18 protein-coding genes are annotated in these 18,964 nt (G+C 46.3%); 15 read left to right on the top strand and 3 right to left on the bottom strand.

The window, feature by feature from the left end; translation table 11 throughout:
• Window positions 1-19: 19 nt before the first annotated feature.
• The 7 genes from meaB to ICN35_RS01800 are packed head-to-tail and all read left to right on the top strand — an operon-like array spanning window position 20 to window position 6,941.
• Window positions 20-1,045 carry a methylmalonyl Co-A mutase-associated GTPase MeaB gene (gene meaB / locus ICN35_RS01830; protein ID WP_216123789.1) on the top strand — a complete coding sequence of 342 codons (1,026 nt, stop codon included), beginning with the start codon at window positions 20-22 and terminating at the stop codon, window positions 1,043-1,045.
• An 11-nt stretch (window positions 1,046-1,056) separates the two neighbouring features.
• Complete coding sequence (locus ICN35_RS01825; protein ID WP_216123788.1) at window positions 1,057-2,589, top strand: acyl-CoA carboxylase subunit beta; 1,533 nt, start codon at window positions 1,057-1,059, stop codon at window positions 2,587-2,589.
• A 27-nt stretch (window positions 2,590-2,616) separates the two neighbouring features.
• Window positions 2,617-4,641: an acetyl-CoA carboxylase biotin carboxylase subunit gene (accC, locus tag ICN35_RS01820; RefSeq protein ID WP_216123875.1), complete on the top strand. Its 2,025-nt coding sequence runs from the start codon at window positions 2,617-2,619 to the stop codon at window positions 4,639-4,641.
• A 15-nt stretch (window positions 4,642-4,656) separates the two neighbouring features.
• Window positions 4,657-5,124 (top strand): VOC family protein, encoded by a 468-nt coding sequence (locus tag ICN35_RS01815; protein WP_215297215.1) that lies wholly within the window; start codon window positions 4,657-4,659, stop codon window positions 5,122-5,124.
• Between the two features lie 40 nt (window positions 5,125-5,164).
• A complete protein-coding gene (tsaB, locus tag ICN35_RS01810; protein WP_251370080.1) occupies window positions 5,165-5,896 on the top strand; it encodes a tRNA (adenosine(37)-N6)-threonylcarbamoyltransferase complex dimerization subunit type 1 TsaB in 732 nt (243 codons plus the stop codon).
• The gene (gene rimI, locus ICN35_RS01805) at window positions 5,896-6,423 is read left to right on the top strand and encodes a ribosomal protein S18-alanine N-acetyltransferase (protein ID WP_216123786.1); all 528 of its coding nucleotides are present in this window, start codon (window positions 5,896-5,898) and stop codon (window positions 6,421-6,423) included. The genes tsaB and rimI overlap by 1 nt, the downstream gene beginning before the upstream one ends.
• Window positions 6,420-6,941: a DNA polymerase III subunit psi gene (locus ICN35_RS01800; RefSeq protein ID WP_216123784.1), complete on the top strand. Its 522-nt coding sequence runs from the start codon at window positions 6,420-6,422 to the stop codon at window positions 6,939-6,941. Before rimI ends, ICN35_RS01800 begins: the two co-directional genes overlap by 4 nt.
• Before the next feature lie 6 nt (window positions 6,942-6,947).
• On the opposite strand, the gene lplT is transcribed toward ICN35_RS01800, so the two are convergent.
• Complete coding sequence (lplT, locus tag ICN35_RS01795) at window positions 6,948-8,273, bottom strand: lysophospholipid transporter LplT (protein ID WP_216123782.1); 1,326 nt, start codon at window positions 8,271-8,273, stop codon at window positions 6,948-6,950.
• 74 nt (window positions 8,274-8,347) lie between these two features.
• On the opposite strand from lplT, the gene alr reads away from it, so the two are divergent.
• Window positions 8,348-9,448, top strand: a complete 1,101-nt coding sequence (alr, locus tag ICN35_RS01790; RefSeq protein ID WP_216123874.1) for an alanine racemase — start codon at window positions 8,348-8,350, stop codon at window positions 9,446-9,448.
• A 61-nt stretch (window positions 9,449-9,509) separates the two neighbouring features.
• Here alr and ICN35_RS01785 read toward each other — a convergent pair whose 3' ends face one another.
• On the bottom strand, window positions 9,510-10,397 hold the full coding sequence (locus ICN35_RS01785; RefSeq protein ID WP_216123780.1) for an outer membrane protein assembly factor BamD: 888 nt from the start codon (window positions 10,395-10,397) through the stop codon (window positions 9,510-9,512).
• A 20-nt stretch (window positions 10,398-10,417) separates the two neighbouring features.
• On the opposite strand from ICN35_RS01785, the gene ICN35_RS01780 reads away from it, so the two are divergent.
• From ICN35_RS01780 to ICN35_RS01750, 7 genes are all read left to right on the top strand, one after another.
• A complete protein-coding gene (locus tag ICN35_RS01780; protein ID WP_370625644.1) occupies window positions 10,418-11,461 on the top strand; it encodes an RluA family pseudouridine synthase in 1,044 nt (347 codons plus the stop codon).
• Window positions 11,454-12,218, top strand: coding sequence for a peptidoglycan editing factor PgeF (gene pgeF / locus ICN35_RS01775; protein ID WP_216123778.1), 765 nt, complete (start codon window positions 11,454-11,456; stop codon window positions 12,216-12,218). Before ICN35_RS01780 ends, pgeF begins: the two co-directional genes overlap by 8 nt.
• Window positions 12,219-12,340: 122 nt before the next feature.
• Window positions 12,341-13,963 (top strand): class I poly(R)-hydroxyalkanoic acid synthase, encoded by a 1,623-nt coding sequence (phaC, locus tag ICN35_RS01770; protein WP_216123776.1) that lies wholly within the window; start codon window positions 12,341-12,343, stop codon window positions 13,961-13,963.
• A gap of 49 nt (window positions 13,964-14,012) precedes the next feature.
• Entirely contained in the window at window positions 14,013-14,753 is a 741-nt protein-coding gene (locus ICN35_RS01765) for a 3-ketoacyl-ACP reductase (RefSeq protein WP_215297202.1), read from the top strand.
• A 108-nt stretch (window positions 14,754-14,861) separates the two neighbouring features.
• Complete coding sequence (phaR, locus tag ICN35_RS01760) at window positions 14,862-15,422, top strand: polyhydroxyalkanoate synthesis repressor PhaR (protein ID WP_216123774.1); 561 nt, start codon at window positions 14,862-14,864, stop codon at window positions 15,420-15,422.
• A gap of 2 nt (window positions 15,423-15,424) precedes the next feature.
• Window positions 15,425-16,783, top strand: a complete 1,359-nt coding sequence (rimO, locus tag ICN35_RS01755; RefSeq protein WP_216123773.1) for a 30S ribosomal protein S12 methylthiotransferase RimO — start codon at window positions 15,425-15,427, stop codon at window positions 16,781-16,783.
• Between the two features lie 79 nt (window positions 16,784-16,862).
• Complete coding sequence (locus ICN35_RS01750; protein WP_216123771.1) at window positions 16,863-18,047, top strand: acetyl-CoA C-acyltransferase family protein; 1,185 nt, start codon at window positions 16,863-16,865, stop codon at window positions 18,045-18,047.
• 15 nt (window positions 18,048-18,062) lie between these two features.
• On the opposite strand, the gene serB is transcribed toward ICN35_RS01750, so the two are convergent.
• The gene (gene serB / locus ICN35_RS01745) at window positions 18,063-18,962 is read right to left on the bottom strand and encodes a phosphoserine phosphatase SerB (protein ID WP_216123769.1); all 900 of its coding nucleotides are present in this window, start codon (window positions 18,960-18,962) and stop codon (window positions 18,063-18,065) included.
• Window positions 18,963-18,964 lie beyond the last annotated feature (2 nt).

Genomic DNA, 18,964 nt, shown 5'->3' with positions numbered 1-18,964 from the left:
AACTAACATATTTACGAGCATGCTTGAAGTTGCCGACCTAGCGCTAATAGCCGATCTTACTGGCGCACCCTCGCTTAAACAGCGACGTGCATTGGCAAAGGTCATTACCTTGCTGGAATCCACTCGCTTAGATCATCGCAAGCGCGCTGATGATGTCCTTAATGCGCTTTTACCTAAAACAGGCAAGTCCTTTCGCTTAGGTATTTCGGGAGTTCCAGGGGTTGGTAAATCAACGCTCATTGAAACGCTTGGTCTGTATTTAATTGAAAAGGGGCATCGTGTTGCTGTACTTGCAATCGATCCATCTTCTAGTTTGTCAGGCGGTTCCATTCTGGGGGATAAAACGCGCATGGAGCGTTTATCTGTTCTAGAGAATGCCTTCATTCGCCCCAGCCCATCGTCATTGACGCTCGGAGGTGTTGCTGAAAAAACCCGTGAGGCCATGCTGGTGGCAGAGGCTGCTGGCTTTGACATCATCATCGTTGAAACAGTCGGTGTTGGTCAAAGTGAGATTGCAGTCGCAGGCATGACGGATATGTTCTTGCTACTTCAATTACCCAATGCTGGCGATGATTTGCAAGCGATTAAAAAAGGTGTCATGGAGATTGCAGATTTGATTGTGATCAATAAGGTTGATCTAGATCCAGCTGCGGCAATGCGCGCGCAACTTTTTATCACCAGTTCATTACGTCTCTTGGGCTTCGAGGGAAATCCTGACCATGCTTCGCACGATGAAGACTTTTGGCATCCCACTGTCATGACATTAAGCGCTTTAGAGGGCAAAGGTGTTCCTGAGTTGTGGGATAAGGTCACGCATTTTCAAAAACTGCAGCGAGCCAATAGTAAGTTTGATTCACGTCGTCAGCAACAGGCTGGTGCCTGGATGTGGGATCGCATTGATGCTGGCTTAAAGAATGCATTTCGTAGTAATGAAGCGGTTCAAGCGCTTCTACCAAGCTTAGTGGCACAAGTAAACCAGGGAACCATGGCGCCTTCAGTAGCAGCAAGACGCTTATTGGAGTCCATGGGACACGAATTTTTCTAAGGAGTCGGGTAATGCAAGACATCATTCAACAACTGGAAGCAAAGCGCGAGCTAGCACGCTTAGGCGGTGGCCAAAAGCGTATTCAGGCTCAGCACGCTAAGGGCAAGTTAACTGCTCGTGAGCGTATCGAGCTCTTACTCGATGCTGGCACCTTTGAAGAGTGGGATATGTTCGTAGAGCACCGTTGCCACGACTTTGGCATGGCCGATCAAACAGTGCCAGGTGATGGCGTTGTGACTGGTTATGGAATGATCAATGGTCGTTTGGTATTTGTGTTCTCACAAGACTTTACGGTTCTTGGGGGCTCATTATCAGAAGCCCACGCTGAGAAGATTTGCAAGATCATGGACCAAGCGCTCAAAGTCGGCGCTCCCGTGATTGGTTTGAATGACTCAGGTGGTGCGCGTATCCAAGAGGGTGTGGCTTCATTAGGTGGCTATGCAGAGATTTTCCAGCGCAACGTCACAGCCTCGGGAGTGATTCCACAAATCTCCTTGATCATGGGTCCGTCTGCTGGTGGAGCCGTGTATTCGCCGGCGTTGACGGATTTCATCTTCATGGTGAAAGACAGCTCTTATATGTTTGTTACTGGTCCGGAAGTGGTTAAGACCGTGACTCATGAGGACGTGACTTCTGAGGAGTTGGGTGGGGCAGTAACGCACTCAACCGTTTCTGGTGTTTGCGACTTGGCCTTTGACAATGATGTGGATGCCATCATGATGTTGCGTCGCTTCTTTAACTACTTGCCGCTTTCTAACCGTGAAAAACCGCCCTTGATCAAAGGGGCAAACCGCACAGAAGAGCCTGATTTTTCTCTCGATACCTTAGTGCCATCTAATCCAAATCAACCTTATGACATGAAAGAGTTGATTGAAAAGATTGTGGATGATGGCGTGTTCTTTGAACTTCAACCCGACTATGCTAAGAACATCGTGATTGGCTTTGCTCGCATGGAAGGTCGCTCTATTGGTATCGTTGCTAATCAACCATTAGTCTTGGCTGGTTGCTTAGATATCAAGGCATCTATCAAGGCAGCGCGTTTTGTCCGCTTCTGTGATGCCTTCAATATTCCGGTAGTGACTTTAGTTGATGTGCCAGGCTTTATGCCAGGTACCGCCCAAGAATATGGCGGTATTATTAAACACGGTGCGAAGTTACTCTATGCCTATGCGGATTGCACCGTACCTAAAGTGACTTTGATTACCCGTAAAGCCTATGGTGGCGCTTATGACGTGATGGCTTCCAAGCACTTGCGTGGCGACGTGAATTTTGCTTGGCCTTCAGCAGAGATTGCGGTGATGGGCCCTAAGGGTGCAGTCGAGATTATCTTTCGTGAAGAAAAATCTGAGCCAGTAAAGATCGCTGCCCGTGAAGCAGAGTATAAAGCCAAGTTTGCAAACCCCTTTGTGGCAGGTCGTCGTGGCTATATTGACGATGTTATCCTCCCGCATGAGACTCGCAAACGGATTGCCCGTTCGCTCGCAATGCTCAAAGATAAAGATTTAAAAAATCCTGCGCGTAAACACGGCAATATCCCTCTGTAAAGGCGCTGATAGATGATGACTACGAAAATGTTTAAGAAAATTTTGATTGCTAATCGCGGAGAGATTGCTTGCCGTGTCATGAAAACTGCCAAAAAAATGGGCATCAAAACAGTGGCTGTTTATTCTGAAGCAGATAAAGAGGCGCGTCACGTTCAGATGGCGGATGAAGCTATCTGTATTGGACCGGCGCCTTCCCGTGAATCCTATCTTGTAATGGATCGTATTATTCAAGCCTGCAAAGATACTGGTGCTGAAGCAGTGCATCCAGGATATGGTTTCTTATCCGAGAATGAGCAATTTGCTAAACGATGTGAAGAAGAGGGTATTATCTTTATTGGTCCGAAGCATGAATCGATTGCAGCAATGGGCGACAAAATTGCCTCCAAAAAGCTGGCATTAGAAGCCAAGGTCAACACGATCCCTGGCCACAACGAGGCAATTGCCACAACAGATGAAGCGGTAAAAATTGCGCAAGGTATTGGCTATCCAGTCATGATTAAGGCTTCTGCTGGCGGCGGTGGTAAAGGTTTACGTGTTGCCTTGAATGATCAAGAAGCAGCCGAAGGTTTTGCTGCCTGCAAAACCGAAGCGATGAATAGTTTTGGTGATGATCGGATCTTTATTGAGAAGTTTGTGGAAGGTCCGCGTCATATTGAGATTCAGGTCTTGGGTGATTCACATGGCAACGTAGTCTATCTGAATGAACGCGATTGCTCAATTCAGCGTCGTCACCAAAAGGTGATCGAAGAGGCGCCATCTCCATTTATTGATCCTGTTACCCGTAAAGCGATGGGTGAGCAAGCCGTTGCCCTTGCTAAAGCTGTGAACTACCAGTCTGCTGGCACTGTGGAGTTCGTGGTAGGCAAAGATAAGTCTTTCTACTTCTTAGAGATGAATACGCGCTTGCAGGTGGAACATCCCGTAACGGAAAGCATTACTGGTCTTGACTTGGTTGAGCAGATGATTCGGGTAGCGGCTGGGGAAAAGTTAGCATTTAAACAAGCGGATGTGAAGTTGGATGGTTGGTCAATGGAGTGTCGCATTAATGCAGATGATCCATTTCGCAACTTCCTACCATCCACAGGCCGTCTTGTGAAATATCGTCCACCGGAGTCCATTAATGGAGTACGAGTAGATACCGGTGTATACGAAGGCGGTGAAATTCCGATGTACTACGACTCTATGATTGCGAAGTTAATCGTGCACGGCAAAGATCGTGCTGAGGCAATTGAAAAGATGCGTGCTGCCTTGAATGATTTTGTCATTCGCGGTATTCATTCGAATATACCGTTTCAGGCTGCTTTACTGCAACATCCCCGTTTCGTGAATGGCGATTTCACAACGGGCTTTATCGCTGAAGAATATCCAGAAGGCTTTAAGAAGGATTCTGTGCAGCCTGCAGACCCAAAACGCCTTGCAGCCCTAGCTGCCTTTATGCGCTATCGCTATCTTGAGCATATCAAGATGATTGATGGTCAATTGGCTGGTCACGAAATGGTGATTGCCAAGAAGTTTGTCGTGGTCACTGGTAAGAAAACAGGATCAATGATTGATCCGTATGAAGAGGCAGTGCGCATTGAATTAAAAGATGGCATCTATTCTGTATATATTGATGATGCAGATGGTGTTAGCCGTTATGACATTGAGAGTGATTGGCGTCCAGGTCAGCTGGCTTTACATGCCACGATTAACCGTACCAGCAAGATTACGGCACAAGTAGAGCGCAAGGGTGTTCGGCTCTACTTAGTACTTGATGGCGCGCATTACGAATGTATGGTGTTGAGTCCATTAGGGGCCGAACTCCAGCGTCGCATGCCAGTAAAGCTTCCACCAGATACCTCGAAGTTGGTGATGTCTCCCATGCCAGGTTTGCTCACGAAACTTGCTGTTAAGGTGGGTGAAGCCGTCACAGCGGGTCAAAAATTAGCTTCAATTGAAGCGATGAAGATGGAGAACACAATCTCTGCAGCACAGGATGGGATTGTTTCAGAAATCTGCGCCAAAGAAGGTGAAAGCTTGGCGGTAGATCAACTCATCATTCGTTTTGAATAAGCAGGACCATCATCCATGACAGCTAAACCGTTCAAAATTCTCGGTATTCAACAAATCGCTATTGGCGGCACAAGCAAAGATCGCCTCAAAAAACTTTGGGTAGAGATGCTCGGCTTTGAGTACAAAACTACCTTTGTCTCGGAGCGTGAAAACGTGGATGAAGATATTTGTGCGATTGGAAACGGTGCCCATGAGATAGAAGTAGATCTGATGCAACCATTGGATATTGAGAAAAAGCCTGCCGTACATCAAACACCCCTCAATCACATCGGATTGTGGGTGGATGACCTTCCTAAGGCGGTTGAATGGCTCTCCGCTAATGGCTTACGTTTTGCTCCTGGAGGTATTCGCAAGGGCGCTGCGGGCTACGACATCACCTTTGTCCATCCCAAGGGTAACGATGAATTTCCGATCAGTGGAGAGGGCGTCCTCATTGAGTTGGTTCAAGCTCCTCCTGAAGTCATCGCGGGATTGCGTTCATAATTTAGTCTTTAGATAATCACAACCATAAAGCGAACTTGAATTGACGCGATTATTGGCCATCGACACTTCCTCAGCTTGGTGTTCGGTGGCTTTATCTTTAGGTGATTCAGCACCTCAGCTCCGACACGAATTGGTGTCGGCGGGCGCTAGCCAATGCTTATTGCCTTGGATTGAAAATTTACTGGCCCAAGCAAATCAGCAACTTTCTCAACTTGATGCGATTGCGATAGGTATTGGCCCGGGCGCATTTACTGGGGTGCGTTTAGGCCTTGCAGCAGTTCAAGGTCTTGCGATAGCGGCAAATCTACCCGTCCTGCCAGTTGCTAGCTTGGATGCCATTGCGGCGCAACTGAGCAAAACACCTCATTTTGCCAAGATCAAGCCAACTCAATTTGTGATTGCTGTTGATGCTCGTATGGGCGAGATCTATTGGGCGAAGTATGAATTCAATGACTCCACATCCCTTCCTTTACGTATTGGCAATATCCAACTTTCAAAGCCTGAAGAGATTGATTTAAGGAATATCCAATACCTTGCTGGTAGCGCGATTAAAGAATTTGGCGAACGTTTATTTGTAAATCATTCTTTTCCCAGTGAAGCGCTTGATCCAGAAATCTCCATTTCCGCATTGGGCATCTTAGAGCTAGCTCAACAGATGTTTAAGGCTGGACAGCAAATCTCGGTCAATCAGCTAGAGCCACTCTATGTGCGCAATAAAGTTGCCTTCACGACGAATGAACGTGAAATTGCCTTCAAAAAAGGTACGCGGTAATGACTATGCAGGATGATGGCGCTGAGCTAACCTTTATGCCGATGCAGGTGGCTGATCTAGATGATGTCCTGGCAATCGAATCGATTTCTCATATTCATCCATGGACTAGAGGTAATTTTTCCAATTCCTTGGCTGCAGGTCATTGGGCTTATTGCATCAGACCACAGCTTGATCAAGCGAATGCAATGGCAGGAAGCTATCTTGATCCTCAAGTCCTGTGGGCTTATTGCATTCTGTATCCAGCGGTAGATGAGTTACATCTTTTAAATATCACTGTTGCCCCTAAGTTACGCCAACTAGGGCTAGGATCGCGCATGATGGCAACCATTGAAGGCGTCGCTTCACAGCAGAACATGCCACGCATTATTCTTGAGGTAAGGCCTTCCAATGAGTCTGCTGTCGCCCTGTATCAAAAGCTTGGGTATGAACAAATCGGGGTGCGCAAAAATTATTATCCTGCCAGCGAAGGGTCTGGTAATCGAGAAGATGCCATCGTGATGGCTAAATCGATTAAGCTAGAGTTATGACCAACACGCATTCAAGCTTTCTAAAAGAAATGGGCATTACAGAGTGGACTGCGCGGGATGGTTCTGCTGAAGTTGCCACTGTCAAGCAATCACAGCTTCCAGTAAATGTAGCGGTATCAGCTGAAAGTACTCCCAAGGCACATTGGTGGTTTTTTGGAAGCCAACCCCAGGGTGATGCCCAGATATTGTTTCAGAATGTCATTCGTGTTTTAGGCTTAGCGAGCAATGAATGGTCGTGGAAAAGCCCAAATGACAATCTTTCTAAAATGCATGCGCCAGAAAGTGCTATCCCGGTAGTTGCTATTGCCTTTGGCGGCCCGGCAGCCCAAAAAATTACGGGTGAGCGTGATCCATTGCCGCAGTTGCGCGAGACGATCTTGGCTCTGAACACCGGAAATGATGATGAGATTCCGGTGGTTGCTACTTTCGATTTGGCTCAATTAGCAACAAAGTCAAAAGAGAAGGCCCTGTTTTGGCAAGACCTCTTGCTGGCTAAATCTATCCTACAAAATACTTAATCTAGCTCAGTCTTGGTGCTTGTGTTCACCGATAAGGTGCATAGAGTCATATTCAGCTTGGTTGCGGGCATGGCGCCGAATTACTAGCCACATGATGAGGCTCACCACTAAGCCAAATCCAATGATGACGTATTGAACCGGCAGATCAAGCCAGATCAATAATGAATACATCGCCAGCATTCCTAATACCGAAATATTTTCATTGAAGTTTTGCACTGCGATGGAATGTCCAGCTGACATCAGTACGTGACCACGATGTTGCAATAGCGCATTCATGGGCACCACAAAATATCCCGCTAACCAGCCCACCAAAATGAGTAAGAAATAAGCCGGCAATAGATTTAAGGTAACTTGCATTTTGCCTATTGTCAGCAATGGCGTATTTGGCAACATATCGGAGTTGTAAATCGCTAATACGCAAACAACCAGCCCCATGGCGATTCCATAGGGAAGTACATTGAGTGAATTGCGCAAAGGTACGCGCCAAGCCGCCCAGACCGCTCCGCCAGCAACGCCAACCGCGGAAATGGCTTGCAAAATAGCGCCTTGTGAGAGATTCATATGCAGCGCTACCTGTGCCCACTTAATCACAATGAACTGCAAGGTGGCGCCAGCACCCCAGAACAAGGTAGTCACCGCCAAAGAGATTTGACCCAGGCGATCCTCCCAAAGCGTCTTAAAGCAGACGGAGAAATCTTTAATTAATTCTATGGGATTGGTTTTCTGGGCCACATAGCGTGCGCCGGTATCTGGAATCTTAAGATTGATTAATGCGGCGATGACATAAATCATCATGATGATGAGGATTGCTGATTCTGCGGGTGTATCTATGCCGGTATCAATGCTAGGCATATCCAAGGAAAGCAGGCTTTGCGAGACGGTGCTACTAATTAAAACACCCCCTAATACCGTACCCAAAATGATAGAGCCTACTGTCAATCCCTCAATCCAACCATTGGCGGCAACTAACTTTTCAGGGGGAAGCAATTCCGTCAAGATGCCATACTTTGCAGGAGAGTAGGCTGCAGCACCGAGACCAACAATAGCGTAAGACAATAAAGGGTGCCCACCAAAGAGCATTGCCACACAACCAACGAATTTAATCGTGTTAGTAATGAACATGACATTACCTTTGGGGCGAGAATCAGCAAACGCACCAACAAAGGCAGCCAGCACAACATACGATAAAACGAAGAACAATTTAAGCAAAGGAGTCATCCAGGCCGGAGCGCTAAGCTGGGCCAAGAGGGCAATTGCTGCAATCAGCAATGCGTTATCAGCAAGCGACGAAAAAAATTGCGCCGCCATAATGATGTAAAAACTACGGTTCATTCGTACAATCTAGTCATTAATACAATTAAAACATGAAAGGAGGGGTGGATATGAGCGCTTCGGTTAATAGCTTAATCAATAGACCAATTTTGGCATCTATTCATTCACATGCCTTTCAGCATAACTTAAACCGTGTTCGGGAGCTTGCCCCGGAGTCAAAAATTTGGTCTGTTATTAAGGCTAGGGCATATGGGCATTGTTTTGAGGCGGCGCTCAAGGGCCTTGAATCAACTGACGGGTTTGCATTATTAGATATACAGGATGCGGTTTGGTTAAGAGAAAATGGCTGGCAAGGGCGAATTTTGCTGTTAGAAGGCTTATTTCATGAGAGTGAAATGGGCCTAAGCCAGGAATTGCATTGTGATTTGGTGGTCCACTGTGAAGCGCAAATCGAGTGGCTCGAACGTTATGCAGATAAAGTCCATAAGCCCATTAGTGTTTTTCTGAAAATGAACACGGGCATGAATCGTCTGGGTTTAAAACCAGCCGCCTATAGAACGGCCTTTCATCGTCTGCATGCCGCAGCTTACCGCATGCATCACATGACGCATTTTGCTAATGCAGATCAAATTGATCGTCAGCCTACAGTGGATAGTCAGTTAGAGCTATTCAATCAAACTATTGAAGGCCTTGAGGCACCTACCTCTTTAGCAAACTCCGCAGCAATTCTATGGCATCGCAATGCTCTCGGCGACTGGGTGCGTCCTGGCATCATGCTCTATGGTGCATCTCCTACAGGCCTATATTCGGACATTGAGCATGCTCATCTCAAAGCGGTGATGCAGCTGCAGAGTGAGATTATTGATATTCAAGATCTTCAAGCAGGTGATCGCATAGGATATGGTGGTCGTTATAAAGCTTCTGAGAACATGCGGATTGGCATAGTGGCTTGTGGTTATGCGGATGGTTATCCACGTCAGGCAAAGGATGGCACACCGGTTTGGGTCGGTGATGATAGTAAAGCGGGTGGCGGTATTATTTGTCCGATCGTTGGGCGGGTATCTATGGATATGTTGAGTGTAGATTTACGAAATGCACCAAACGCCAAGATCGGCAGTGTCGTGGAGCTCTGGGGTGACCAGGTTCCAGTAGATGAGGTGGCACGCATGAGTGACACTATTGGCTACGAGCTGCTTTGTGCGGTAGCGCCAAGAGTGCCAGTCGCGATTAAATAGACTTTCAATAAAAAATCCTCTATTGAAGAGGATCCTTTATAATGTTATTGCAAACGCTAGATTACTTATTCCAGATCTGCCACCATTTGCGTTCTTTTTGAACACGTTGTCCAGTTTCTAGCATTTGACTGTCTGGGAAGTTCAGTTTAAAAACACGCGCAGTGTCATTACTTAATTGAGTCATACCCAATTTTTCGTAGGACTTCGTCAAGAGATACAGAGCCTCTTCTACGGCTGGAGCACGGTCGTAATCACGGATCACCAGTTGCGCGCGGTTTGCAGAAGCGAGGTAGGCGCCCCGTTGATAGTAGAAACGGGCAACGATCACGTCTGCCTCAGCCAGTGAGTTCACGATATAGCGCATGCGATCCAATGAGTCTGGTGCATATTTGCTATTGGGGAAGCGCTCAACAACTGTTTTGAAGGATTCGAATGCTTCTTTAGCAGCCTTCGGATCGCGTTCACTTAGATCTTGCCCCGTAAATTTACCAAGCCAACCTAAATCATCATTAAAAGTAATGAGACCTTTGAGATAGTAAGCGTAGTCCAAGGTAGGGCTACCTTGGTGTAATTTGATGAAGCGATCAATCGCTACCAGTGCTTGAGTTTGCTCTTGCGCTTTCCAATAACAATAGGCAGCATTAATTTGGGCTTGCTGTGAATAGGGGCCAAATGGAAAACGGGCCTCTAATTTGTCAAAATATTTGCCGCACTTCGCAAAGTCACCATCATTTAATTTATCGGTTGCTTCTGAGTAGAGTTTAGATTCTGACCAAATATCAGTGTCATCCTTTTGCCCATCACTACCAGCACAGCCACTTAAAACTAATAAAGCACACATGCAAGTCAAAAGCAGGGTGAGTAAACCCATGCTTGAACGGGGAATGATTTTTTGAGAGGCAGATGACCCAGCAAGCCTTAAACTGGGGTCTGATATTACGTCGGACATAACTGAAAGGCTCTTTAAGCGTGGCATTGCCGCAAACTCCTGATTCGAATCCTATTGATTATATCGATGAAGAGGATTTCATCTCCCTGGAAATTCCCCCGGAGATGGCTGGTGAACGCCTCGACAAGGTACTAGCGGGCTCTTTGCCAGATTATTCACGGAATCGTCTAAAGACCTGGGTAGAGGCTGGCGCTGTGATGGTTGACGGCAAGGTCACCAAAGCCCGTTATTTATTGAGAGGTGGGGAGAGCATTAAGGTATTTCCACAAGAAATGCCGGAGCAATTTGCCTTTAGTCCAGAAAACATTCCTTTAGAGGTGGTTTATGAGGACGATGCCATCATTGTGATCAATAAACCCCCAGGTCTAGTAGTGCATCCCGCAGCAGGCAATTGGTCGGGAACTTTGTTAAATGGGCTGCTATTTAAATACCCAGAACTCAAATCTTTACCGCGGGCAGGTATTGTGCATCGACTGGATAAAGATACCTCTGGCTTGATGGTGGTTGCGAGAACCGCTCAAGCTCAAACCTCTCTCGTCAGACAACTGCAAGATAGAACCGTAGGCCGAAGATATTTAGCCTGGGTTTGGGGAGGGGCTCCTAGTCAAGGCAAGGTGTTGGCATCGGTTGGTCGAGATCAACGTGATCGTTTAAAGATGGCGGCAGGCAGTCCACAAGGTAAACCAGCAGCAACATTATTTAGACGCTTAGCGAAATCAACATTTTTAGAATCACCCCTGGCTTTATTGGAATGTCGTTTAGAGACGGGGCGTACTCATCAGATTCGGGTGCATCTCGAATCACTCGGATTTCCATTGCTTGGGGACCCGGTCTATCGCAAGAAAACTCCGGGCGTAGCAAAAAGCCTGCCATTTGAGCGCCAAGCATTACATGCCTTTGCGCTGAGTCTGCAGCATCCTGTAACGCAAGAGCTGGTTAGCTGGTTTCGTTTGCCACCACTGGATTTAATGCAGTTGTTGCCCCAGGTGGGCATGTCGGAAGCGGATTTCCCTCAAGAGGCAACTGTATTAGCCTCTATTCATAACGAACGCACTCATGACTAGTTTGACTAATGGATTCTTAAAACCAGAGTGGGATGCGCCCTTATCAATCCAGACTCTAGTCACTAAAAGAACTGGTGGAGTTAGTCTAGCGCCTTTTGATTCGTTTAATCTTGGGGATCATGTGGGTGATTTGCCTGAGAACGTATTAGCCAATCAGGCGCTTTTGAGAACTTATCTGCCAGCTGACCCTATTTGGTTAAAGCAAATCCATGGTGTCAAAGTAAGTACACCTAGCACACGATTACTAGAAGCTGATGCAGTCGTGACTAACATCCCCAATGAAGTCTTGGCCATCATGACCGCCGATTGTTTGCCTGTGTTATTCACAAATCAGAGCGGTACGGTGATTGGTGCAGCCCATGCTGGCTGGAGAGGCTTATGTTCCGGCGTTTTGGAAAATACGGTCACTGAAATGACAAAGCTTATCTGTCAGGATGCAGATAAAAACATCATCGCTTGGCTTGGACCTGCGATTGGGCCTCAGGCTTTTGAAGTAGGGCAAGACGTGCTTAATGCATTTCAGGATTTTGGGATTTCGTATCCCCAATCCGCTTTTTCACCAATTTCTGAAAAACCAGGAAAGTATTTAGCTGATATTTACTCATTAGCACGTAGCAGGCTTGAGTCCGTAGGTGTTGATCAGATTTTTGGCGGTCAATATTGCACAGTCACGCAGGCAGCTCAATTTTTCTCCTATCGCCGTGATGGAGAAACTGGTAGGTTTGCAAGTCTCATCTGGATATCTGACGCTAAGTAACCCCTCTATGTTTTCCCCCATGTGAGGGTTACTACTAGATTCAGAATTTAGCTAGGGTTATTGCGTATAACTCTATATGCCTTATGGATGGAGAATGGCTTTACTAATTTAAAGAGATCACTATGTTTGCAGGTATGAATCCGGGTGCAACGCCTTCTTTGGCGCCGCACCATATGGCGCTGATTCCACAAGAGCGTTTAACTGAAATTCAAAAAGAATATTTTGCAGAGCTTGCACATATTGCCACCAATCCTGAGGCGATAGAAGTTAAAGACCGTCGCTTTGCTGGTAAGGCTTGGCATTCCTCATGGAGCAAAGTGATTGCTGCCACTTATTTATTGAACTCCAAACATTTAATATCTTTGGCGCAAGCAGTGGAGACGGATGAAAAGACTCGTCAGAAAATTTTGTTCACGACCGAACAAATGATTGACGCACTCTCGCCATCGAATTTCATTGCCACTAATCCAGAGGTTTTGGAAAATATTATTAGCACTCAAGGACAATCCATTCAAAAAGGAATTGTGAATCTCCTTGGGGACATGAAAAAGGGTAAAGTCTCGATTACCGATGAAAGTGCTTTTGAGGTTGGAAAAAATATTGCTACTACAGAAGGTCATGTGGTGTTTCGTAATGAGTTGTTTGAACTGATTCAATACACGCCATTAACGGAAACGGTTTTTGAGCGCCCATACTTAATGGTGCCTCCCTGTATTAATAAGTACTACATTCTGGATTTGCAACCTGATAACTCGGTAGTCCGTCATATGGTTTCGCAAGGACACACCGTCTTTTTAGTTTCTTGGAAGAATCCAGATGCCTCGATGGCAGAGGTGAGTTGGAATGACTATGTGGGTAAAGGCGTTATTAAGGCAATTGAAGTCGCTCAAAATATTGGTGAATCAAAGCAGATCAATATCCTAGGCTTTTGCGTTGGTGGAACCTTAACAACTTCAGCGCTTGCCGTCTTAGCTGCGCGTGATGAACATCCAGCTGCTAGCTTGACGCTATTTACGACTTTGCTTGACTTTACGAATACTGGCATCTTGGATGTCTTCATTGATGAAGGCATGGTCGAGATGCGCGAGAACACCATTGGTGGTAAGGGTGGCAAATACGGCATGATGTCCGGTCTTGATCTAGGCAATACCTTCTCATTCTTGCGGCCAAACGATTTAGTCTGGAATTATGTTGTCGAGAACTACCTGAAGGGAAATTCTCCGCCACCATTTGATTTGTTGTACTGGAACGGTGATTCCACAAACTTACCGGGCAATATGTATTGCTGGTATTTGCGTCATACCTACTTGCAAAATGATCTGATTAAACCTGGCAAGGTGAAGATTTGTGGTGAGAAGGTTGATTTGGGCAAGATCAAATGCCCTGCTTATGTCTATGCCTCGCAAGAAGATCATATTGTCCCTTGGCAATCCGCTTATCAGTCTACCCATATTCTGAAGGGAAAAAATCGCTTTGTGTTGGGAGCCTCTGGGCACATTGCCGGCGTCATTAATCCGCCCGCTAAAAATAAGCGCTACTACTTTGAAAATAACAAGATTGCATCTACGGCAGAGAAGTGGCTTGAAGGCGCTAAGCAGATTCCTGGAAGTTGGTGGCCCAACTACACCAAATGGCTTGAACCATTTGGTGGCGAACAAAAGCCAGCTAGCAAAACATTTGGCAATACGAAATATCAAAAGATGGAAGCTGCTCCAGGCATTTATGTGAAAGAAAAAGCAGCTTAGTACGATTGCAAGATAAATCATTAACGAAGGTTTTTTTAAGGGGAAAGTGATGTCTCAAAAAGTCGCATACGTAACTGGTGGTATGGGTGGCATTGGTACCGCTATTTGCCAACGTTTGGCAAAAGATGGATTTAAGGTGATTGCAGGCTGTGGCCCAAATTCACCACGTAAAGACCGCTGGATTGGCGAGCAAAAAGCCTTAGGCTATGACTTTATTGCCTCAGAAGGTAACGTTTCAGACTGGGATAGCACGGTTGCTGCCTTTGAAAAGGTCAAAGCAGAAGTTGGCCGGGTTGATGTTTTAGTTAACAACGCAGGTATCACACGCGATAGCGTTTTCCGCAAGATGACTCCTGATGCTTGGAAAGCGGTAATTGATACCAACCTAAATTCCTTGTTTAACGTCACCAAGCAAGTGATTGACGGTATGGTGGATAACAACTGGGGAAGAATTATTAATATTTCCTCTGTGAATGGCCAAAAAGGTCAGTTTGGTCAATGCAACTATTCCACTGCAAAAGCAGGTCTGCATGGCTTCACTATGGCTTTGGCACAAGAAGTCGCCACCAAAGGCGTTACTGTGAATACGGTTTCGCCTGGTTATATCGGCACCGATATGGTCAAGGCTATTCGCGAGGATGTCTTGGAGAAGATTGTTGCTGGGATTCCTGTAAAGCGCTTAGGAACCCCAGATGAGATTGCTTCCATATGCTGCTGGATTGCATCTGAAGATGGTGGCTATGCGACTGGGGCAGACTTCTCCCTCAATGGCGGTATTCACACTGGTTAATGTAGGTAAAAAGTATTTTGTTGTAGCGCAACATGGCTTATTTTCCTTTTGCTTAAACTAGGGATAAACTATGCCGATGTTGCGTTGCAGTAAACCGTAAGGAAAAAAATGGCTACCCGTACCAAAAGAGTTGGTGAAGATCGGCTGATTAAGAAGTATCCCAATCGTCGTCTCTATGACACCCAGACCAGTACTTATGTCACCTTAGCTGACATCAAAGGCCTGGTCATGACTAATGAAAGTTTTAAGGTCGTTGATGCCAAAACAGATGAAGATCTGACGCGCAATATTCTGTTGCAAATTATTTTGGAAGAAGAGGCTGGTGGTGCACCCGTGTTCTCATCCCAAATGCTTTCCCAAATCATTCGTTTCTATGGAAACTCGATGCAAGGTTTGATGGGCAATTATCTCGAAAAGACCATGCAATCTTTTGTAGATATTCACAACAAGTTAGGTGATCAAACTAAAGGCTTGGGTGCTAGCAGTACTCCTGAGGCCTGGTCACAAATGCTGAACCTCCAAAACCCCCTCATGCAGGGTTTGATGGGGAGCTACATGGAACAGAGTAAAGACTTGTTCGTCAAGATGCAGGAGCAGATGCAAGGCTCTCACAATATGTTCAGTGGCTTTCCATTTACACCACAGCCTAATAAAACCGAAAAAGAATAGTTGTGGCTGGAAAAATTGGTTTTGTATCCTTGGGTTGCCCCAAGGCATTAGTAGATTCTGAGCTGATCCTCACGCAACTAAGTGCAGAGGGTTATGAGACTGCTAAAGATTATTCTGGCGCTGATCTCGTCGTTGTGAACACCTGTGGCTTTATTGATTCCGCTGTGGAGGAGAGCTTGTCTGCCATCGGTGAGGCGCTCGCAGAAAATGGCAAAGTGATTGTTACTGGTTGCTTAGGTGCCAGAAAAAATGTAGATGGTAGCGATCTGATCCAAAGCATTCACCCGAAAGTCCTCGCCGTTACCGGCCCACATGCGACTGCTGAGGTGATGCAGGCAATCCACTTGCATCTGCCTAAACCACATGATCCCTTCACTGATTTAGTTCCGCCGATTGGTGTGAAGCTTACGCCAAAGCATTATGCGTACCTCAAGATTTCTGAAGGCTGCAATCATCGCTGTACGTTCTGCATTATTCCTAGCATGCGCGGAGACTTAGTTTCTCGCCCCATTGGCGAAGTGTTGCAAGAGGCTAAGCGTCTCTTTGAGTCGGGCGTTAAAGAACTGTTGGTCGTATCACAAGACACTAGTGCTTACGGTGTTGACATTCAATATCGCACTGGCTTTTGGGATGGCAAGCCAGTCAAAACCAGAATGTTTGATCTGGTGAATGCCCTAAATCAAATCGCACGCGAACATCAAGCCTGGGTAAGGCTCCATTACGTTTACCCATATCCTCATGTGGATGACATCTTGCCTTTAATGGCGGAGTTCTCAGAGCACGGTTATGGTGTTTTGCCCTATCTCGATATTCCTTTACAGCATGCCCACCCGGATGTCCTTAAGCGTATGAAGCGTCCTGCTAGTGGTGAAAAAAATATAGAGCGCATTCAGTCTTGGCGCCAAGCTTGTCCTGAGTTAGTGATTCGCAGTACTTTTATTGCAGGCTTCCCGGGCGAGACTGAAGAGGAATTTGAGCACTTGCTCAACTTCTTGGATGAAGCCCAAATTGACCGTGCTGGATGTTTTGCTTATTCCCCTGTGGATGGCGCAACTGCCAATCAGTTAGATAGCCCAGTGCCCGAGGCTATTCGTGATGAACGCAAAGCCAGATTTATGGCTAAAGCCGAAGAAATTTCTATTCAGCGACTTACCAAGAAAGTCGGCAAGCGGATCCAAGTCATGATTGATCGGGTAGACGAATCTGGTGGAATTGGCCGCAGCATTGGTGACGCCCCTGAAATCGATGGTTTAGTCAGGGTTTTGCCTCCCAGTAAGCCTTCTAAGCGGTACCGAGCCGGAGAAATCATCCGCGCTACTGTCATTAGCTCCCAAGGGCATGATCTAATAGCCGAAACTTGAAGATTTTTTAAATATATTATTTGTTTAATGAAGTGAGTGGAAATTCAGCCCATTTTTGGGCATAGCTAAGGGGATTGATATGAGTCGTGATGTCGTTGTCTTAAGTGCTGTTCGTTCAGCAATCGGTACCTTTAATGGTTCTTTGAGCAGCTTTGAGCCTTCAGAGCTTGGTGGAATCGTCATGAAAGAAGCAGTAACTCGCTCTTGTGTAGATCCTGCTCTGATTAATTACGTGACTGTTGGCAATACGATTCCAACCGATAGTCGTTACGCTTACGTTGCACGGGTTGCTTCGATTCAGGCAGGTTTGCCTATGGATTCTGTCGCAATGGCGCTGAACCGTTTGTGCAGTTCCGGTTTGCAAGCGATTGTGACCACTGCTCAGCAAATTATGTTGGGTGATTGTGATTACGGTATTGGTGGTGGTGTTGAAGTAATGTCGCGCGGTATGTATGGTTCACCAGCGATGCGCAGTGGCGCTCGTATGGGTGATACCAAAATGCTCGATTTAATGGTGGCTGTTCTAACTGACCCATTTGGTGTTGGCCATATGGGCGTTACAGCAGAAAACCTGGTTGAAAAATGGAAGCTCACCCGTGAAGAGCAAGATGCATTGGCAGTGGAGTCACACCGTCGTGCAGCAAATGCCATTAAAGAAGGTCGCTTTAAATCACAAATCGTTCCAATCACGATCAAAACTCGCAAGGGCGATATCGTGTTTGATACCGATGAGCATTGCAAGCCTGATACCACTATGGAAACACTTGCCAAGATGAAGGCCGTGTTTAAAAAAGAAGGCGGCTCAGTGACTGCTGGCAATGCATCTGGTATTAATGACGGCGCAGCGTTTTTTGTATTGGCTGATGCTGAAACTGCTAAGAAGGCTGGACATAAACCTATCGCACGTTTAGTGTCATACGCAGTAGCTGGCGTTCCAAACCACATTATGGGCGAAGGCCCAATCCCTGCGACCAAACTTGCTCTGGAGCGCGCTGGCCTGAAATTAGATCAAATCGATGTGATCGAGTCTAACGAAGCGTTTGCAGCGCAAGCTTTGGCAGTTACGAAAGGCCTCGGTTTAGATCCTGCTAAGACGAACGTGAATGGTGGAGCGATTGCTTTAGGTCACCCTATTGGCTGCTCTGGTGCAGCGATTGCAACTAAAGCGCTTCATGAATTACAGCGTGTACAAGGCAAATATGCTTTGGTCACCATGTGTATCGGTGGCGGTCAAGGTATTGCGACTATTTTTGAGCGTATGTAAATCGCCTAAGTAATCTTAAGTAATCAGCAGCAAAGCAGCATCCAAGCCGACGTGGTCAAAAGCCGCGTCGGCTTTTTCTTTAACGATCGGTTTAGCTTGATAGGCAACGCTAATACCTGAGCCATTCATCATGATCAGATCGTTTGCACCATCACCCATCGTGATTGCGTTGGCTTTGCTGCAGCCTAAGTTGCGGCAGGCGTCATCTAAATGAGCCGCTTTCGCGGCGCCATCAACAATATCGCCGAGCACCTTGCCAGTGAGCCTGCCATCAATGATCTCGAGCGTATTAGCTTGGGATTGCTTGAATCCTAATTGTTGCCTTAATTTTTCTGTGAAGAAGGTAAAGCCTCCAGAGACGAGCAGGGTATAGATTCCACGTTGATGGGCGCCTGCAAGAAGCTCAATGGCACCAGGATTTGGGCGTAAGCGTTCAAGATAGACTGATTCCAAAGCATCAACGTGTACACCCTCTAAAAGCGCTACGCGTCTGCGCAAACTTTCTTTAAAATCTTTAATCTCACCGCGCATTGTGGCTTCAGTAATTTGGGCAACTGCTGATTTTTTGCCCGTAAAGTCTGCAATCTCATCGATGCATTCAATATTGATGAGGGTAGAGTCCATATCCATGGCAAGAACACGAATATCTTGTACCATTAAATTTGATTGCAGAAAGCATAGGTCTGTCCGATGGATATTTGCAATAGACCGTAAAGATTCTCTCTGAGTGATGTCTAGGTGCTGATTGCAATCCCAACGCTCTGAATGATATGCACCATTCGACATTTGTCTGCCAAGACTGTGCAAAGTGGCGCCAAACTGCAAAGCCCGATCCTTCAGTTCAAAAACGAGCTTTTCAGAAATGGGTTTCCGAGAGAGAGCGACAAGAGTTTGGTGCGGTTGGTGCTTAGGCATAG

This window comes from Polynucleobacter sp. es-GGE-1, from assembly GCF_018882005.1.
GTDB lineage: Bacteria > Pseudomonadota > Gammaproteobacteria > Burkholderiales > Burkholderiaceae > Polynucleobacter.
Note: the sequence above shows the minus strand (reverse complement) of the source record. Positions and strands in the feature narration are given on the sequence as shown.

Excerpts from the sequence above, each read along its gene's own strand:
- ICN35_RS01785 (WP_216123780.1), bottom strand. The coding sequence starts at position 10,397 with ATGTCCGACGTAATATCAGACCCCAGTTTAAGGCTTGCTGGGTCATCT.
- serB (WP_216123769.1), bottom strand. The coding sequence starts at position 18,962 with ATGCCTAAGCACCAACCGCACCAAACTCTTGTCGCTCTCTCTCGGAAA.
- ICN35_RS01815 (WP_215297215.1), top strand. The coding sequence starts at position 4,657 with ATGACAGCTAAACCGTTCAAAATTCTCGGTATTCAACAAATCGCTATT.
- ICN35_RS01800 (WP_216123784.1), top strand. The coding sequence starts at position 6,420 with ATGACCAACACGCATTCAAGCTTTCTAAAAGAAATGGGCATTACAGAG.
- meaB (WP_216123789.1), top strand. The coding sequence starts at position 20 with ATGCTTGAAGTTGCCGACCTAGCGCTAATAGCCGATCTTACTGGCGCA.
- ICN35_RS01825 (WP_216123788.1), top strand. The coding sequence starts at position 1,057 with ATGCAAGACATCATTCAACAACTGGAAGCAAAGCGCGAGCTAGCACGC.
- lplT (WP_216123782.1), bottom strand. The coding sequence starts at position 8,273 with ATGAACCGTAGTTTTTACATCATTATGGCGGCGCAATTTTTTTCGTCG.
- pgeF (WP_216123778.1), top strand. The coding sequence starts at position 11,454 with ATGACTAGTTTGACTAATGGATTCTTAAAACCAGAGTGGGATGCGCCC.
- ICN35_RS01765 (WP_215297202.1), top strand. The coding sequence starts at position 14,013 with ATGTCTCAAAAAGTCGCATACGTAACTGGTGGTATGGGTGGCATTGGT.
- ICN35_RS01750 (WP_216123771.1), top strand. The coding sequence starts at position 16,863 with ATGAGTCGTGATGTCGTTGTCTTAAGTGCTGTTCGTTCAGCAATCGGT.
- accC (WP_216123875.1), top strand. The coding sequence starts at position 2,617 with ATGTTTAAGAAAATTTTGATTGCTAATCGCGGAGAGATTGCTTGCCGT.
- rimI (WP_216123786.1), top strand. The coding sequence starts at position 5,896 with ATGACTATGCAGGATGATGGCGCTGAGCTAACCTTTATGCCGATGCAG.
- phaR (WP_216123774.1), top strand. The coding sequence starts at position 14,862 with ATGGCTACCCGTACCAAAAGAGTTGGTGAAGATCGGCTGATTAAGAAG.
- phaC (WP_216123776.1), top strand. The coding sequence starts at position 12,341 with ATGTTTGCAGGTATGAATCCGGGTGCAACGCCTTCTTTGGCGCCGCAC.